At 60.2% G+C, this 15,419-nt stretch carries 15 protein-coding genes; 3 read left to right on the plus strand and 12 right to left on the minus strand.

The window, feature by feature from the left end; genetic code table 11:
• Nucleotides 1–67 precede the first annotated feature (67 nt).
• Nucleotides 68–712, plus strand: coding sequence for an SDR family oxidoreductase (locus JJ917_14520; GenBank protein MBO6700038.1), 645 nt, complete (start codon nt 68–70; stop codon nt 710–712).
• 18 nt (nt 713–730) lie between these two features.
• Here the strand turns inward: JJ917_14520 and JJ917_14525 are convergent, their stop codons facing one another.
• Nucleotides 731–2,104 (minus strand): tryptophanase, encoded by a 1,374-nt coding sequence (locus tag JJ917_14525; GenBank protein ID MBO6700039.1) that lies wholly within the window; start codon nt 2,102–2,104, stop codon nt 731–733.
• A gap of 209 nt (nt 2,105–2,313) precedes the next feature.
• Here JJ917_14525 and JJ917_14530 point away from each other — a divergent pair, with 209 nt between their 5' ends.
• Nucleotides 2,314–2,748 carry a DedA family protein gene (locus tag JJ917_14530; protein MBO6700040.1) on the plus strand — a complete coding sequence of 145 codons (435 nt, stop codon included), beginning with the start codon at nt 2,314–2,316 and terminating at the stop codon, nt 2,746–2,748.
• Between the two features lie 3 nt (nt 2,749–2,751).
• On the opposite strand, the gene JJ917_14535 is transcribed toward JJ917_14530, so the two are convergent.
• The 8 genes from JJ917_14535 to JJ917_14570 all read right to left on the minus strand — a co-directional run bounded on the left by JJ917_14535 (nt 2,752) and on the right by JJ917_14570 (nt 12,966).
• Nucleotides 2,752–4,908 carry a hypothetical protein gene (locus JJ917_14535; protein MBO6700041.1) on the minus strand — a complete coding sequence of 719 codons (2,157 nt, stop codon included), beginning with the start codon at nt 4,906–4,908 and terminating at the stop codon, nt 2,752–2,754.
• Nucleotides 4,909–5,128: 220 nt separating this feature from the next.
• The gene (locus JJ917_14540) at nt 5,129–5,527 is read right to left on the minus strand and encodes a F0F1 ATP synthase subunit epsilon (GenBank protein MBO6700042.1); all 399 of its coding nucleotides are present in this window, start codon (nt 5,525–5,527) and stop codon (nt 5,129–5,131) included.
• A 27-nt stretch (nt 5,528–5,554) separates the two neighbouring features.
• Nucleotides 5,555–6,973 (minus strand): F0F1 ATP synthase subunit beta, encoded by a 1,419-nt coding sequence (gene atpD / locus JJ917_14545; GenBank protein ID MBO6700043.1) that lies wholly within the window; start codon nt 6,971–6,973, stop codon nt 5,555–5,557.
• 24 nt (nt 6,974–6,997) lie between these two features.
• Nucleotides 6,998–7,870, minus strand: a complete 873-nt coding sequence (locus JJ917_14550) for a F0F1 ATP synthase subunit gamma (protein ID MBO6700044.1) — start codon at nt 7,868–7,870, stop codon at nt 6,998–7,000.
• A gap of 36 nt (nt 7,871–7,906) precedes the next feature.
• Nucleotides 7,907–9,436 carry a F0F1 ATP synthase subunit alpha gene (locus tag JJ917_14555; GenBank protein MBO6700045.1) on the minus strand — a complete coding sequence of 510 codons (1,530 nt, stop codon included), beginning with the start codon at nt 9,434–9,436 and terminating at the stop codon, nt 7,907–7,909.
• A complete protein-coding gene (locus tag JJ917_14560) occupies nt 9,436–10,074 on the minus strand; it encodes a F0F1 ATP synthase subunit delta (GenBank protein MBO6700046.1) in 639 nt (212 codons plus the stop codon). Before JJ917_14560 ends, JJ917_14555 begins: the two co-directional genes overlap by 1 nt.
• A 140-nt stretch (nt 10,075–10,214) precedes the next feature.
• Nucleotides 10,215–10,589, minus strand: coding sequence for a DUF4345 family protein (locus JJ917_14565; protein MBO6700047.1), 375 nt, complete (start codon nt 10,587–10,589; stop codon nt 10,215–10,217).
• 115 nt (nt 10,590–10,704) lie between these two features.
• Nucleotides 10,705–12,966 (minus strand): primosomal protein N', encoded by a 2,262-nt coding sequence (locus JJ917_14570; protein ID MBO6700048.1) that lies wholly within the window; start codon nt 12,964–12,966, stop codon nt 10,705–10,707.
• A gap of 76 nt (nt 12,967–13,042) precedes the next feature.
• Here JJ917_14570 and fsa point away from each other — a divergent pair, with 76 nt between their 5' ends.
• A complete protein-coding gene (fsa, locus tag JJ917_14575) occupies nt 13,043–13,699 on the plus strand; it encodes a fructose-6-phosphate aldolase (protein ID MBO6700049.1) in 657 nt (218 codons plus the stop codon).
• A 69-nt stretch (nt 13,700–13,768) separates the two neighbouring features.
• On the opposite strand, the gene JJ917_14580 is transcribed toward fsa, so the two are convergent.
• The 3 genes from JJ917_14580 to JJ917_14590 are packed head-to-tail and all read right to left on the minus strand — an operon-like array spanning nt 13,769 to nt 15,328.
• Nucleotides 13,769–14,260 carry a GNAT family N-acetyltransferase gene (locus JJ917_14580; protein ID MBO6700050.1) on the minus strand — a complete coding sequence of 164 codons (492 nt, stop codon included), beginning with the start codon at nt 14,258–14,260 and terminating at the stop codon, nt 13,769–13,771.
• Nucleotides 14,257–14,739, minus strand: a complete 483-nt coding sequence (locus tag JJ917_14585) for a GNAT family N-acetyltransferase (protein ID MBO6700051.1) — start codon at nt 14,737–14,739, stop codon at nt 14,257–14,259. The genes JJ917_14580 and JJ917_14585 overlap by 4 nt, the downstream gene beginning before the upstream one ends.
• A gap of 22 nt (nt 14,740–14,761) precedes the next feature.
• A complete protein-coding gene (locus JJ917_14590) occupies nt 14,762–15,328 on the minus strand; it encodes a helix-turn-helix domain-containing protein (protein MBO6700052.1) in 567 nt (188 codons plus the stop codon).
• Nucleotides 15,329–15,419: the final 91 nt, after the last annotated feature.

The raw sequence follows: 15,419 nt of genomic DNA on the forward strand, positions 1-15,419 counted from the left end.
ACGTCGCTTACATGGTGGGATGGCATGATCGTGCCGTGTCTTTGATTTCTGACCCTTAGGACAACCCATGGCTGACCCCGCTCTCTGGCTCGTTATCGGCGCGACCTCCGGCATAGGGCGCGAGGTTGTGCGTCAGGCGGCCGAAGCAGGCCTGCGCGTGCGGGCCTTTGGGCGCAGCGCTGAGGAAGTCGCGTTCGAGGACGGTATCGAGCCGTTTAAGGGCGATGCGCTCAACGCCGACGATGTGGCGCGCGCCTTGGAAGGCGTGGATGTGGTCGTCCAGGCGCTGGGCGTGCGCGAACGACCGGCCATGATCTGGGAAGAGGAAACGCTTTTCTCCCAGGCGACGGCAATCCTTCTGCCGGCCATGGAAGCGGCGGGCGTGCGCCGCCTGATCACTGTTACCGGTATCGGTGCCGGCGAAGGGCTGAACCATATGAGCCTGCCAGCACGGATGGCGCAGCAGGCGGTGCTCGGCCGGGTCTATGACGACAAGACGCGCCAGGAAGAGATGATCAAGGCCAGCGACCTTGATTGGACGCTGGCCCGCCCCGGGCTTCTAACCGGAGGCAGTCTCACCGGCCGTTACAAGGCCCTCACCGACCCGGCCTCTTGGCGTATGGGGATGATTTCGCGTGCTGACGTCGCCCATTTCATCCTGCGTGTGGGGCAGGACAATGCCTGTCATCGCGAAACCGTGGTGCTGATCTGAGGCTGCTCTGGCCGGACCTCACCAGCGCGGTTTGGGGATGAATTTGCAGGTGAAGTGGCGCATCTGTTTCGGTTCCCAGCTGATCGCAAAGCCACGCAGGCGGTCCAGTTCCTCTTTCAGCAGTTCAAACGCTTCGACGATGTAGTCGGCATGCGATTGGGTGTAGGTGCGTCGCGGGAAGGCCAGCCGAACCAGTTCCATGGCGGCAGGTTTTTCTGAGCCGTCGGTCTGCCGGCCGAACATAACGCTGCCGATTTCGCAGGAGCGGACGCCGGCGATTTCGTAGAGTTTGCAAGCGATGGCGTGCGCCGGGTAATCCAGCGGGTTCATATCGGGCAGCCATTTCTTGGCATCGATGAACACAGCGTGGCCGCCGGCGGGTTTCACCACCGGCACGCCCATCGCGTCGAGCCGCTCGACAATGTATTCGTTGGTGCGGATGCGATACTGCAAATAATGCTCATCGACGATCTCCGTGAGGCCCTCTGCGAGGGCATCCAGATCGCGTCCGGCAAGGCCACCATAGGTGGGGAAACCTTCGGTCTGGATGAGCTTGACCCGTGCTTGTTCAGCCCAGTCATCGTCATTAAGCGCCAGCCAACCACCGATATTGCCGAAGGCGTCTTTCTTGGCGCTCATCGTCATCCCATCGGCGCAGGCAAAGCAGTCGCGGACGATGTCGGGGATGGATCGGTCAGCTTGGCCTTGCTCGCGCTGCTTGATGAACCAGGCGTTCTCGGCAAAGCGGCACCCATCAATGATGAACGGTTTGCCATGCTTGCGCGCCAGATCTGCGGTCGCGCGGATGTTCTCCAAACTCACCGGTTGGCCACCGCCGGCATTGTTGGTGATCGTGATCATCACCGCCGGGACGGCATCGCCGTTTTCAGCCAAGAAGCGGTCGAGCGCTTCCAAATCCATGTTGCCCTTGAACGGGTGCAGCGACTGGCTGTCGCGTCCCTCGGCGATGTTGAGATCGACGGCCTGTGCGCCGCTGGCCTCGATGTTGCCGCGTGTCGTGTCGAAATGGGTGTTGGACGGGATCGTGCGCCCGGGCCCACCGATCAGCGCCATGAGGATCGCTTCGGCGGCGCGGCCCTGGTGGGTCGGGATGATGTGCTTGAACGGCATCAAGGTCTGCACGGCGGCCTTGAAGCGATCGAACGAGGGTGAGCCGGCATAGCTCTCATCGCCCTGCATGACAGCGGCCCATTGCTTGGCGCTCATCGCGCCGGTGCCGCTGTCGGTGAGCAAATCGATCAGTACGTCATCGGATTTCAGGGCGAACAGATTGTAATGCGCGGCGGCGAGCTTCCCCTCGCGCTCGGCGCGCGTCGTCAGGCGGATCGGCTCGACCGATTTGATGCGGAAGGGTTCAATGATGGTTTTCATCTGGGTTCTCCGGTTTACTTGACCCGAAAATCCACAGCGTCGCTTTCCGGGTAGCGCCGCGGTTGCCCCCCTGGAATGGATTGCCGCGCTCAACGCCGAAAAATCATTGCGGCTTCTGGCTATAAGCCTTTTTGAAAGGTGTAAAGGGAGCGCTTTGCCTTTGGCGCCGTCGTCTCCCTGGCGCTGTTTCGTTACGTCGGATTTGCCTTATGGACCTTGCCGCCTACGGCTTGATGTTTGCCTCTGCCTTTCTGGCGGCGACCGTTTTTCCGGCGCAATCGGAGCTGGTGCTGATCGGTTTTCTGACCACCGGTGAGCAGTCGGTGGTTGCGATGTTAGTGGTTGCCAGCATCGGCAATGTGCTCGGTTCGGTGGTGAACTATTATCTGGGGATCGGCATCCAAACCTTTCGTGACCGGCGTTGGTTTCCAGCCAATGAGGCTCAGCTATCGCGGGCGCGGGCCTTCTATCATCGCTGGGGGCGCTGGTCGCTGTTGCTCGCCTGGATGCCGATTATCGGTGACCCGCTGACGGTCGTTGCGGGTGTCATGCGTGAACCGCTGTGGAGTTTTTTGGTGCTGGTTACGATCTCCAAGGTCAGCCGGTATCTGGCCCTGGCGGCGATCACACTGCAGCTGGTGTGAGCGTTAGATCGGCAGCAGAAAGTGTTTGATGAAGCGGATGATGCCCGTCGTCGTCCCGCCTTCGCGGGTGGGGGAGGTGTCGCGAAGATAATGGCCGCTCTTGTCCCAGCACAAATTGTAGCTGCTTAGAAACGTGTTGCGGATGTCGAGCTTGGCGTCGACGAAGAATCGGATGGGCGCCGTCCAAGCCACAAGCAGCGCTGGATCGAAAGGCCGGTTGCCGGAACGCTCGGCGCTCGTCACCGGTTTGGCTTTGGTCTTGAAGTAAAGCGTGCCCGGACCTTTGGCATAGTAATGGAAGATGCGCCCGAAATAGAGGGTTGTTACGCTCATTGAGACCAGTCGACCAAAGGTGACCGTCTCTGAAAACCCCACCAGATCAGGGAAGCGGAAGAACACACGTTCGCCAGGCTTCAAAGTCCATTCGATCAACTGGTTGGGTGCCTCGACATTCAGCTTCACCGAATGGTCGGTTCGCGCGGTGCGTTTGCCGGGCACATGCAGGAACGAGAAACGGCGCGACAGCAATCGGGTGATCAAAAACCGAAAGCCCAAGACGAAGCTGCGTGCCTTCTTCGGTCCTGAGATTTGAACGCTTCGGTAGACGTAATACCGATCGTCGCGGACGTCCTTGCGGACCAGAATTTCGGTCTTCTTGACCTTCAATGTGCCTTGACCAGGCTTGGTTGGACCGTCGGTGAAGGGCGCCGACAGGCTGTGCTTGCCCGCCGGATCAAACAGCACGCGCGCGAAGACCATGAGGAAGGTCTTCAACAAGATGATGCCGCTGTAGAGCAGCAGGAGGTACGAGGCAAAGCGGTAAATGGCGAATGCGCCATTGTTGGCCGTTTGCGTCGCGCGCTTGGCTCGTTCCAATCGGCTTGTCACCAGCGCGCGAGCAGCGTTTTCATAGCCCTCGACATCCCCTTCGAACTCGGCAGCCAGATCGTTCAATTCTTGATCGAGGTCGCGGATCGCTGCCGTGCGCGACTTTTGGTAGGACGAATTGGCCATGGAGCGCAGGCCATTGGCAATTGGACAGACGATGATGTCCACGCCACAGCGCTTGTGGCGCGTGCCCGGAAGGCGACCGGAGGTACTTTCATCGATACGTCCAACAATGGCGTCAGGCGCATTCGCCGTGGCATCGTTTGTGCCGCGAACAGCCTGGTCGATGGCTTGATTGAGTTGGTCCTCCATCTGGGCGTATTGCGCGTCGAGGTAGGTTTGCAGCGTGCTTTCCAGCGTCGCGTCACCGCGTGGTAGGCAGCGCTGCTCGATCTCGGTCCCAGAGCTTGTAAGGATCTCAACTTCGAGGACGAAGTCTGGCTCAAGTTGACACATGAGCGCGTGCTCGGCGCGGTCCGCCAGCAGGGAGTAGAGGATTGTCATCACGCCGAAGACGGCCAACACTGGCCACCACAACAGGACAGTTGGCTTGAAGATTTCCCAGACGCGTTTGGGCCCCAGCGCCTTAGCCATCGTGCGGTTGTCGCGATAGGCCATGAAGAGGAGCCGCATCAGCGCGACGGCGAAGACGAACACGGCTGCCTTGCCAAAGGACGGCGCGTAGCCGTTCAGCACCTGTCCAAGCACGGTGAACGGCTCGCCGGGCCAAGGGGCATCGGCCGGTAGGCTCGCCATCCAATAAACTTCAGTGATGCTGTACATGGTCGCATCGGCGAACAGCAGCGCGGTGAACACCAGGAAGGATGGCGACAGGATGCGCCCGAAGCCGACAAAGAGCAGGCTCATGGCCGTGCACAACGCGACGTAAGCGTAGTAGAGCGGCAGGTGGCGGAAGTCGGCTGCGCTGTTGTCACTGAAAAGAAATAAGAAACAGCTGATCGCCAGCGGCACAGTCGCAAGCGCAAAGACCTTGGATCGGAGTGTCCAGGCCAGTGTGACCATCACCACTGTGCAGACGGCGTAGAGACCCAATGGATCGATAAAGACGCTGCGATGTTCGGCCAGCAAATAGTTCGAGCCGTCCGACAGGCCCAGCCATCCGAGTATCGGATGAGAACTGGTTCCCGTGATAATCGGTACCCAGGATAAGAACGTCAGGAACCAGGCGATCTCTGTCAGGGTTTCGCGGTTCGCAAAAGGCTCTGTTCGTCGGCTGAGCTTAGACGCCTGTGCCGATGTCGCCTCTTGCATGCTCTACACCTTCGCGGAGAGTGTGGTCACCGATCGAGGCACCATGCCCGGCCGGTGCCCTGTGGTGCCAGCACGATGATGGGCAAAGGTTAGCGCGATGTCGATGAGATACAGCGCTTTTTCAAAGATGCAGCGTTGATTGGCTCTGAATTGGAAGCCCACAACAAAAAGCCCGGCTGGTGAGCCGGGCTTTTGATTGTCTTGAGATGGAGGAGCCGGGCTAAAGAACCGCTTTGACTTCTTCCAGCTGGGCCAGCCTGGTTTCCGCAGCCGTTTTAGCGGCATCGTCCTTAGCGTCGGCGACGTCCTCGCGGGCGTCCTGAATGGCCTGGTCCAGCGAGTTCATGTCCATATCGGCCACATGCTGCGCTTCTTCGGCGAGCAGCGTTAGGCCATCGGGATTGGCATCGGCGAAACCGCCGCGCACAAAGATGCGGTCGGAGGAGCCGTCGGCCATTGTCACTTCCAGCACGCCAGGTTTCAGCGTCGACAGAAACGGCGCATGGTTGGCGAGCACGGTGAACTGGCCTTCAGCGCCAGGCACGACGACCTGGGTCGCCTCACCGGACACCAGCTGGCGCTCCGGTGATACAAGCTCGAAAGGAAAGGCGTCTGCCATAGGAGTCTTTCTGCTTTGCTTGCGTCGTTAGGCTGCTTCGGCGAGTTGCTGTGCCTTGGCGACCGCATCGTCGATGGTGCCGACCATGTAGAAGGCAGCTTCCGGCAGGTGATCATATTCGCCGTCGACCACCGCTTTGAACGAGCGGATCGTGTCTTCCAGCGAAACGAACAGACCGGGCGAGCCGGTGAACACTTCGGCCACGAAGAAGGGCTGCGAGAGGAAGCGCTCGATCTTACGGGCGCGTGCAACGGTCAGCTTATCTTCTTCCGACAGTTCATCCATGCCGAGAATAGCGATGATGTCCTGCAGCGACTTGTAGCGCTGGAGCGTTTCCTGCACCTGGCGGGCCACATTGTAGTGTTCTTCGCCAATGATGGCCGGGTCGAGCATACGCGACGTGGAGTCGAGTGGATCCACAGCCGGGTAGATGCCTTTTTCCGAAATCGCGCGGTTCAGCACGGTGGTCGCATCCAAGTGGGCAAACGAGGTGGCTGGCGCCGGATCGGTCAAGTCATCGGCGGGCACGTAGATAGCCTGCACCGAAGTCACCGACCCTTTGGTGGTGGTGGTGATGCGCTCTTGCAGGGCGCCCATATCGGTGGCGAGCGTTGGCTGATAGCCCACAGCCGATGGGATACGGCCAAGAAGCGCCGACACCTCAGAACCCGCCTGGGTAAAGCGGAAGATGTTGTCGACAAAGAACAGCACATCCTGGCCCTCATCGCGGAACTGCTCAGCGATGGTCAGACCTGAGAGCGCCACACGGGCACGGGCACCAGGAGGCTCGTTCATCTGGCCGAACACGAGGGCCGCTTTGGAGCCTTCGCCGCCGCCTTCCTTGTTCACGCCGGACTCGATCATTTCCCAGTAGAGATCGTTGCCTTCACGGGTGCGTTCACCCACGCCGGCGAACACCGAGTAACCACCATGGGCCTTGGCAACGTTGTTGATGAGTTCCTGAATGAGAACGGTTTTGCCGACGCCGGCACCACCGAACAGGCCGATCTTACCGCCACGGGCGTAAGGGGCCAGAAGGTCCACGACCTTGATGCCGGTGACCAGAATTTCCGCTTCCGTCGACTGCTCAGCAAAGGAAGGAGCCGGGGCGTGGATCGGGCGCTTGGCATCGTGCGGCACGGGGCCAGCATCATCGATGGGCTCGCCAATCACATTCATGATGCGGCCAAGGGTGCCAGCACCCACAGGCATCATGATGGGCGAACCGGTGTCGGTCACCGGCTGGCCGCGAACCAGACCTTCGGACGTGTCCATGGCGATGCAGCGCACGGCGCTTTCGCCAAGGTGCTGCGCCACTTCCAGAACGAGGCGGTTGCCATTGTTGTCGGTTTCCAGCGCGTTGAGGATCGGCGGCAGTTCACCGTCGAACTGCACGTCAACGACGGCCCCGATCACCTGATATACGCGCCCTGTTGCATCTGCCATGAGAAGCTCCACTAAGGTAGTTGTTTAGAGCGCTTCAGCGCCCGAAATAATTTCGATCAGTTCTTTGGTAATCTGCGCCTGGCGCTGCCTGTTGTAGGACAGCGTGAGCGCATCAATCATTTCACCGGCATTGCGGGTGGCGTTGTCCATCGCGGCCATGCGCGCGCCTTGCTCCGAAGCCGCGTTTTCCAGCAGCGCCTTGAACACTTGGACCGTCAAATTGCGCGGCAAGAGGTCGTCCAAAATGGCGTTCTCGTCTGGCTCATACTCATAGAAGACAGGATCCTCAGACACTTCGAACTTGGCCGGGATCAACTGGTGCGCCGTTGGCACCTGAGAAATCACCGATTTGAAGGCTGCATAGTAAAGCGTGCAGACATCGAACTCACCGGCTTCGAACATTTCCATGATCTTGGCCGACACTTCTTCGGCCTGCGCATAGCCAACCGATTTGACGCCGCGAAACTCGATGCGGTCCTCGATGCGCGAGGACATGTCGCGTTTCAACTGGTCATAGCCCTTTTTGCCGACGGTGAGGAGTTTGACCTCTTTGCCGTCTGCAATCAGCTCGCGTGCCTGCTTGCGGGCGAGCCGCACGATGGATGAGTTGAAACCGCCGCACAGGCCACGCTCGGCGGTGGCGACCACGAGCAGGTGAACCTTGTCGCTGCCGGTGCCGGCAATCAGCGGGCTGGCGCCTTCACCGCCACCGGACATCTGTCCCGCGGCGAGGTTGGAGAGAACCGCACTCATTTTTTCGGCATAGGGCCGAGCGGCCTCAGCAGAAGACTGGGCGCGGCGCAATTTGGCGGCCGCGACCATCTGCATGGCCTTGGTGATCTTGCGCGTCGCGGTCACAGAGGCGATGCGATTGCGCAGGTCCTTCAACGATGGCATTGGGCTTTAAGCCTCCGGCGTTCGTCTGTGTCGGCTTTAAGCGAAGTTCTTCAGGAACTCGTCGAGGATCGAGCGCAATTTTGCATCGATCTCGTCGGACACCTTGCCTTCATCGCGAATGGTGTTGAGCAGGTCGGTGTGCTTGTCGCGCACCAGGCTCAGGAACTTCTGTTCGAAGTCGCCAACCTGATCGACGTCGATCTTGTCGAGATAGCCGTTCACACCTGCGAAGATGACCACCACCTGCTCTTCGGTCTTAAGCGGCGAGAACTGCGGCTGCTTCAAGAGTTCGGTCAGGCGGGCACCGCGCGCCAGCAATTGCTGGGTGGTGGCATCAAGGTCTGAGCCGAACTGCGCGAAGGCGGCCATTTCGCGGTACTGCGCGAGTTCACCCTTAATCTTACCTGCGACCTGCTTCATGGCTTTGACCTGAGCGGCAGAGCCCACACGCGACACCGACAGACCAACGTTCACGGCCGGGCGGATGCCTTGGAAGAAGAGATCGGATTCCAGGAAGATCTGACCGTCGGTAATCGAAATCACGTTGGTTGGAATAAACGCCGACACGTCGTTGCCCTGCGTCTCAATGACGGGCAGTGCGGTCAACGAACCTGAGCCGAAATCATCGTTCATCTTCGCGGCGCGCTCAAGCAGGCGGGAGTGAAGATAGAAAACATCGCCAGGGAACGCTTCGCGGCCCGGTGGGCGACGCAGAAGCAAGGACATCTGACGATAGGAGACGGCCTGTTTGGACAGATCGTCATAAGCGATCACAGCGTGCATGCCGTTGTCGCGGAAATACTCTCCCATCGCGCAACCAGCGAACGGTGCGATGAACTGCATCGGCGCTGGGTCGGAGGCGGTGGCAGCGATGATGACGGAGTATTCCATCGCGCCGCGCTCTTCGAGAATTTTCACCAGCTGCGCAACGGTGGAGCGCTTCTGGCCGACAGCGACATAGACGCAGTAGAGCTTTTTGCTCTCATCGTCGCCGTCGTTGAGCGGTTTCTGGTTCAGGAAGGTGTCGAGAATGATGGCCGTCTTACCGGTCTGGCGGTCACCAATGATCAGCTCACGCTGGCCACGGCCAATCGGGATCAAAGCATCAACGGCTTTCAAGCCGGTGGACATCGGCTCATGCACCGATTTACGCGGGATGATGCCCGGCGCCTTCACGTCAACCTGGCGCATTTCAGCGCCTTCGATCGGGCCTTTGCCATCGATCGGGTTGCCAAGACCGTCAACGACGCGGCCAAGCAGGCCTTTGCCGACCGGCACTTCCACAATGTTGCCGGTACGCTTGACGGTGTCGCCTTCTTTAATGCCGCGGTCATCGCCGAACAGCACGACGCCGACATTGTCGCTTTCCAGGTTCAGAGCCATGCCCTGAACACCGCCTGGGAATTCGACCATTTCACCGGCCTGCACCTGGTCCAGACCGTACACGCGGGCGATACCGTCGCCGACGGACAGCACCTGACCAACTTCGGTGACTTCGGCCTCTTGGCCAAAGCTCGCGATCTGTTCCTTTAGGATCGCGGATATTTCAGCGGCGCGAAGTTCCATCAGCCAGCCTCTTTCATAGCGTATTTGAGTGCGTTGAGTTTCGTCTTAAGCGACGTATCGATCATCCGTGAGCCGACCTTCACAACGAGGCCGCCAAGGATGGAGGGGTCAACGGTCTCGCTGAGCGTGACCTTGCTGCCCAATTTTTCTTTCAAGGATTCCGACAGCGCCTTGCGCTGTGCGGCGGTCAAAGCAATCGCCGATGTTACCTGCGCGGCGATTTCGCCACGGCCCTCGGCTGCCATCTGCTTGAAGGCTTTGATCATGCCCGGCAGGGCAAATAGGCGGCGATTGTCGGCCACGACGCCGATGAACTGTGCGGTCAGGCCTTCGATGCCGGCTTTATCAAGAACGGCGGCCAGCGCCTTGCCTTGCGCTTCCTTGGTGAAGGCCGGGCTTTCGACCAAACGGCGAAGATCATCGCTCTCGTCGAGCAGGCCTTGAAGGCCCTCTAGATCGGATTCAACGGCGTCGATTGCTTTGGCGCCACCCTTGGCGTTTGCGGCAAGCTCATACAGCGCAGCAGCGTAACGTCCTGCAACACCGGAAGTCAGGGATGATGACGACAATGGAGCCCCAGCTGGTAGGTCGGAGTTGACGTGGTTAGCGAGGGGCTCGACAAGCCCAACGTAACGCATTGAAATTGTTTAAAATTTCCGCGGCCAAGCCTTTGTGAAAAAGGCGCTTTTCCCGGAAAGCGCGTGGGAATTAACACACGGTTTCATGGGACGCAACCAAGCCAAAAGGGCAAACATGTCGCGGGCTGGATGACTTATGTCTAAAGCAGCGCAGGCACGTTGATCGCCAGCAGCACCGCCGCAAAGACTGCTTCAACCACGAAGAAGACAACCGGCTGACCCTTGTTGGCGCCATCGGCGATGATGGCCGTCAACCGTCCGACGCTGGCGCCGAGCCAAACTGCGGCCAACATGACAAAGGCCGTTGGCGAGAAAAGCAGCAGCGCAAAGACGCCCGAGCCGACCCAAAGGCCGCCGGAGGCGGCGCGGATTTCTGATTTGCCCAGGCCCGTGTCGTCCGTCGATTTCAGACCAAGAACGTCCATCGTGAAATTTGGACGCACCCATCCGAACAGGCCGAGCCCGATTGTGGCGAGCGCGAGGACGATGTTGAGCCCGTTGACGATCATGTCCATGGGTCTGCTCCAAAGAGAGCGCGCCAGGGTGGGGGGAGACATGCGGGAATATGCATGGAGTGCATGGGGGGAACGCGCTTGTTAGAAACATTTACGCGCACCTGCCCGCGCTGGTTCACACAAAGCTTTGGGGATCGACATCGATATCAATGCGCATGTCGCCGCGCGTGCGCTCAGCCTTGGCGAGCCAGGCTTTGACGAAGCTTTGGGTTTCACGCCCCCTTGGTCCACGCACCAAAAGCCGTTGCCGATGGCGTCCACGCAACATCGCGAGCGGTGCATCTACTGGGCCGAGCACATCAATGGTGTCGGGCGGGCGGGCGATGGCTTTCAGATGATTGGCGTGTTTCTTGACCGCGATCCCATCGGTGCCGGAGACAATGACGGCGACGAACCGCACGAAAGGCGGCAGATGCGCCCGTCGCCGCGCCTCCTCCTCGAGCGCGTAAAATCGCTCGGTGTCGTGGGCAAGCAGCGCCTGCAACACCGGATGGTCGGGCATGTGGGTCTGAATGAGGCCAATGCCTGGTTTGTCGGCGCGCCCTGCTCGACCGGTGACCTGGGTGAGAAGCTGGAAGGTGCGTTCGGAGGCACGCGGGTCGCCCTGGCCGAAACCGACATCGGCATCCACCACGCCGACCAAGGTTAGGCCGGGGAAGTTGTGGCCCTTGGCGACAAGCTGCGTGCCAACGACAATATCGACTTCGCCATTGGCGACCGCTTCCAGCTCGGCTTTCAAGCGTTTGGGTCCGCCCATCATATCGGACGAGAGCACCAGCGTGCGGGCATCCGGGAACCGCGTCGCCACCTCTTCGGCGATGCGTTCCACGCCAGGCCCGGACGGCACCAGCGTGTCGGCGTTGCCGCATTCAGGGCAGGCTTTGGGCATCGGCTCGACATGGCCGCAATGGTGACAGTTCAGTGTCTGGGTAAAGCGGTGCTGGACAAGCCATGCCGAGCAGAGCGCGCATTCGAAACGATGACCGCAGGTTCGGCAGAGCGTTAGCGGGGCGTAACCGCGCCGGTTAAGGAACAGCAGGCTTTGCTCGCCACGCGCCAAGGTGTCGTTGACCGCCTCGATCAAGGGGGGAGCAAGCCAGGTGCCGCGCTCTGGCGGTGTGCGACGCAGATCGATGGCCGCCAGCGAAGGCAGGGGGCGCGAGGCATAGCGCGCCGGAAGCGGGATATGGCGATACCGGCCCGCCTTGGCGTTGATGCGGCTTTCCACCGACGGCGTGGCGGACGCCAAGATCACCTGCGCCTTTTCAAACCGCGCTCTGACAATCGCCATATCGCGGGCGTTGTAGCTGACCCATTCCTCCTGCTTGTAGGCGGCCTCGTGCTCCTCATCGATGATGATGAGGCCAAGGTCCTCGAATGGCAGATAAAGCGCCGAGCGGGCGCCGATCACCACCTTGATCTTGCCTTCGGCCGTGCCGCGCCAGACCTGACGACGGGTTTTGGGCGTGATGCCGGAATGCCATTCGCCAGGCATGGCGCCAAAGCGTTCGGCGAAGCGATCGAGCAGAGCGGCGGTCAAAGCGATTTCGGGCAGCAAGATGAGAGCCTGCCGGCCTCCTCTCAACGCGTCGGCGATGGCCTCGAAATAGACTTCGGTTTTGCCAGACCCGGTGACGCCTTCCAGCAGTGCGACATCCAGAGAGCCGTCCTTCGGCCCTTCGGCGATCAGCGCATGGACGGCATCGGCCTGACCCTCAGTAAGCGTGCGCGGGTCAAAATCCGGGTTGGGTTCAATACGGCCCGGCTCGCGCTGGACTTGGATGGTTTCCAGCGTCCCGGCCTTCACCAATCCATCGATGACAGCAGTCGAGACGCCAGCCAGATCGGCCAGACCCGGTTTGGTGTAGGCGGCATCCGGCCCGCCTTGGCTTTCCATGATCTCCAGCACCTTGGTGCGTGCTGGGGTCATGCGCTCCGGCGGCGCGCCGACTTTGCGCACGGCGGTCACCGGCGGGTCGCGCTGCATCAGCTCTTCGCCACGCGTCACCATGCGCGCCACCATGCCCGGCGCGGCCAAGGTCCAGTCGGCGACCCAATCGATGAACCCCCGCAACGGCGCCCGGATCGGCGGCGCGTCGACCACCTGCTCAATGGGCTTCAGACGTTTGGGGTTCACCGCATCCTGGCTCTTGCCCCAAACCGTGCCGAGCACGAGCCGTTTGCCGAGCGGCACTTTGACGATGGATCCATCGACGATGTGTTGGCCGTCTGCGACCTGATAGGTCAGCGCGGTCGGCATCGGCGCTGGCACCATGACGGCGACATTGGTCCCAGGCGCGTGTGTCAGCAAGGCCCGGTTCCCTCGGGCAAGGTCCTGCGGCGAATCAATCGGCGGGGAAGGGGATGACGAGAGCATTGAGACAGGTTAGAGCACCGGCAAAGTTGCGGGTAGTCCGCAAACCCTCCGGTTAGCAGCGTAAGGATCAAAGCCTATGAAGTTTTTCGTGGATACCGCCGACACCGCCGACATTGCCGAGCTCAATGATCTGGGCCTTTTGGATGGCGTTACAACCAATCCTTCGCTGATCGCCAAATCGGGCCGCGACTTCAAGGAAGTCATCGCGGAAATCTGCGGCTTGGTCGAAGGCCCCGTGTCTGCGGAAGTGACGGCGCTGGACGCCGAGGGCATGATCAAGGAAGGCAAGGAGCTTGCCAAGATCGCCAACAATGTGACCGTGAAGGTGCCTCTGACGCTGGATGGTTTGAAAGCCTGCAAAGCGCTGTCGGGCGAGGGCACGATGGTCAACGTCACGCTTTGCTTTTCCGCCAACCAAGCGCTGCTTGCGGCCAAATGCGGCGCGACATTTATCTCGCCGTTTATCGGGCGCCTGGACGATATCAACATTGATGGCATGGAACTGATCGCTGACATTCGCGCGATCTACGACAACTACCCGGCGCTGGAGACGGAAATCCTCGCTGCCTCGATCCGTACCGCCAACCATGTGAAACAGGCGGCGATCATTGGCGCTGATGTGGCGACCATCCCGCCTGCGGTTTTGAAGGGCCTGGCCAAGCATCCACTGACCGATAAGGGCATCGATGCGTTCATGGCCGATTGGGCAAAAACCGGCCAGAGCATTCTTTAATCGCTACTTCATGGCCGGGCTTCACCCGGCCATCCAGCTCGCTGGCAGTGTTGGTCAATGCTGCTGGCTCTATGCCCGCTGGAAAATCTGTTCGGTAACGGGCTGCCCCCAGGACGTTCCGGTTTGCTCGTGCACCAGAGTGAAACCTGCTTCTTCATAAAGCCCGCGTGCGGCATCCAGTCCAGCAAAGGTTGAGAGTTCGACCTGCGGGAATCCATGGCCATCGCAAAAGGCCATCGCCGAAGCCATCAGTCGATGGCCGATGCCGCAACCTTGCAGCCTCGGATCGACGATGAACCAGTGAAGGACAGCCGGTTTTTCGGGTGTGCTCTGTCCATCAATGGCAATGCTGGCAGCGATTGTGCCATCGATCGCGGCCCACCATATCGCGTTGTGAGGGTGGCACAGTCGATCGGTAAAAGAGGCCAGTTCGCTGGCCACTTTGATCTCGAAAGCCGCCCCGAAGCCTACCAGATCTGCATAGTAGGACGCGTGCATCGAGACGATCTGCCCGATCAACGTTGGGGTGTAACCGTCGCCAAAGGTTAGGCCCTCGCTCATAGCACCTTCGTCATGAAGACCGAGTTTGGGTCGAGCACATAGTCGCCGAACGGCTCGCAATAGCCGAAGCCGCGTTTCTCGTAGAGTTTGCGGGCTGGTTCGAAATAGTCGAACGAGCCGGTTTCTAGCGACAGACGTTCAATCCCATTGATCCGCGCATGGTCCATCAAATGGTCAAGCATCACAGCGCCGAGACCATTGCCGCGGTGGGCTTCGACTGTGCGCATCGATTTGATCTCGCCATGGCGGCGCCCGTCAGCCTCGGGCGCGATCTCCTTAACCGCGCCGATGACCAGCAGGTCTTTGGTCGAATCACCGTTTTTCCAGCCTGCAAAAAACGCTACGTCGGGCACCTTTAAACCGTCCAAATCAAGCGCATGAACGCTGCCCGGCGGCGTGACGGCGATGTTGGTGTCGAGATGGAATTTCAGAAGGTCGATGATGGCCGGATGATCGAGATCGCCAGGAACAATCTGCATGGGGGGCTCCGTCTGGTGCAGGCTAGTTGCGAGCCAGGGCGACGATGTAGGTGCACGGCTCATTGGTCGGGTTATGAAAGGTCACCTCGGCGGTTTTTGACAGGCCGTAGCTGTCGCCTGTCTCCAGGTGATGATTGATGCCGGCGTCGGTGATCGATAGGCGGCCATCAAGCACATAAATGACCTCGCGCATGATCTCGAAGGCGGTGGCGGGCAGAGTGACCGAGGCGCCGGCCGGGAGGTAGATCTTGGCCATCTCCACCGGGATATTAGGCGCGCGAAAGATCTGCCGACGCACATAGCTGGTTTCAGGATCTTGCCACATGGGTTGATCGGCGGCGCGCTGGACGGCGCCTTCTTCCTGCTCGGCGCGCATCAAAAGGCCAGCCAATGTCATGTCGAAGGCGTGGGCCAGACGCACGAGCACCGAGGCCGTGGGGCTCATTTCGCCGCGCTCGATTTTCGAGATCGCCGCTTTAGAAATATCGGAACGGGCGGCGAGGTCGGACATCGACCATTTGCGCGCTTTGCGCTCCAATTGGATGCGCCGCGCTATGGCCTGACCGGATGTGTCTACTAAAGTGTCCATTTGTCACTGATAGTAGACATGCGGGGCGCGCGTCAAGCCAAAGGCGAGACAATCACAGGGATCCACTCCAGCGGGCTTTCCTGAAGCGGTG

The sequence above is a fragment of the Hyphomicrobiales bacterium genome (genome assembly GCA_017642935.1).
In the GTDB taxonomy this organism is placed as follows: Bacteria; Pseudomonadota; Alphaproteobacteria; order Rhizobiales; family MH13; genus MH13.

Bases quoted from the DNA above. Each gene is read 5' to 3' on its own strand.
- JJ917_14550 (MBO6700044.1), bottom strand. From the start codon at position 7,870: ATGCCATCGTTGAAGGACCTGCGCAATCGCATCGCCTCTGTGACCGCG.
- JJ917_14535 (MBO6700041.1), bottom strand. From the start codon at position 4,908: ATGCAAGAGGCGACATCGGCACAGGCGTCTAAGCTCAGCCGACGAACA.
- JJ917_14585 (MBO6700051.1), bottom strand. From the start codon at position 14,739: ATGCAGATTGTTCCTGGCGATCTCGATCATCCGGCCATCATCGACCTT.
- JJ917_14530 (MBO6700040.1), top strand. From the start codon at position 2,314: ATGGACCTTGCCGCCTACGGCTTGATGTTTGCCTCTGCCTTTCTGGCG.
- JJ917_14560 (MBO6700046.1), bottom strand. From the start codon at position 10,074: ATGCGTTACGTTGGGCTTGTCGAGCCCCTCGCTAACCACGTCAACTCC.
- JJ917_14565 (MBO6700047.1), bottom strand. From the start codon at position 10,589: ATGGACATGATCGTCAACGGGCTCAACATCGTCCTCGCGCTCGCCACA.
- JJ917_14520 (MBO6700038.1), top strand. From the start codon at position 68: ATGGCTGACCCCGCTCTCTGGCTCGTTATCGGCGCGACCTCCGGCATA.
- JJ917_14590 (MBO6700052.1), bottom strand. From the start codon at position 15,328: ATGGACACTTTAGTAGACACATCCGGTCAGGCCATAGCGCGGCGCATC.
- JJ917_14555 (MBO6700045.1), bottom strand. From the start codon at position 9,436: ATGGAACTTCGCGCCGCTGAAATATCCGCGATCCTAAAGGAACAGATC.
- JJ917_14570 (MBO6700048.1), bottom strand. From the start codon at position 12,966: ATGCTCTCGTCATCCCCTTCCCCGCCGATTGATTCGCCGCAGGACCTT.
- JJ917_14525 (MBO6700039.1), bottom strand. From the start codon at position 2,104: ATGAAAACCATCATTGAACCCTTCCGCATCAAATCGGTCGAGCCGATC.
- fsa (MBO6700049.1), top strand. From the start codon at position 13,043: ATGAAGTTTTTCGTGGATACCGCCGACACCGCCGACATTGCCGAGCTC.
- atpD (MBO6700043.1), bottom strand. From the start codon at position 6,973: ATGGCAGATGCAACAGGGCGCGTATATCAGGTGATCGGGGCCGTCGTT.
- JJ917_14580 (MBO6700050.1), bottom strand. From the start codon at position 14,260: ATGAGCGAGGGCCTAACCTTTGGCGACGGTTACACCCCAACGTTGATC.
- JJ917_14540 (MBO6700042.1), bottom strand. From the start codon at position 5,527: ATGGCAGACGCCTTTCCTTTCGAGCTTGTATCACCGGAGCGCCAGCTG.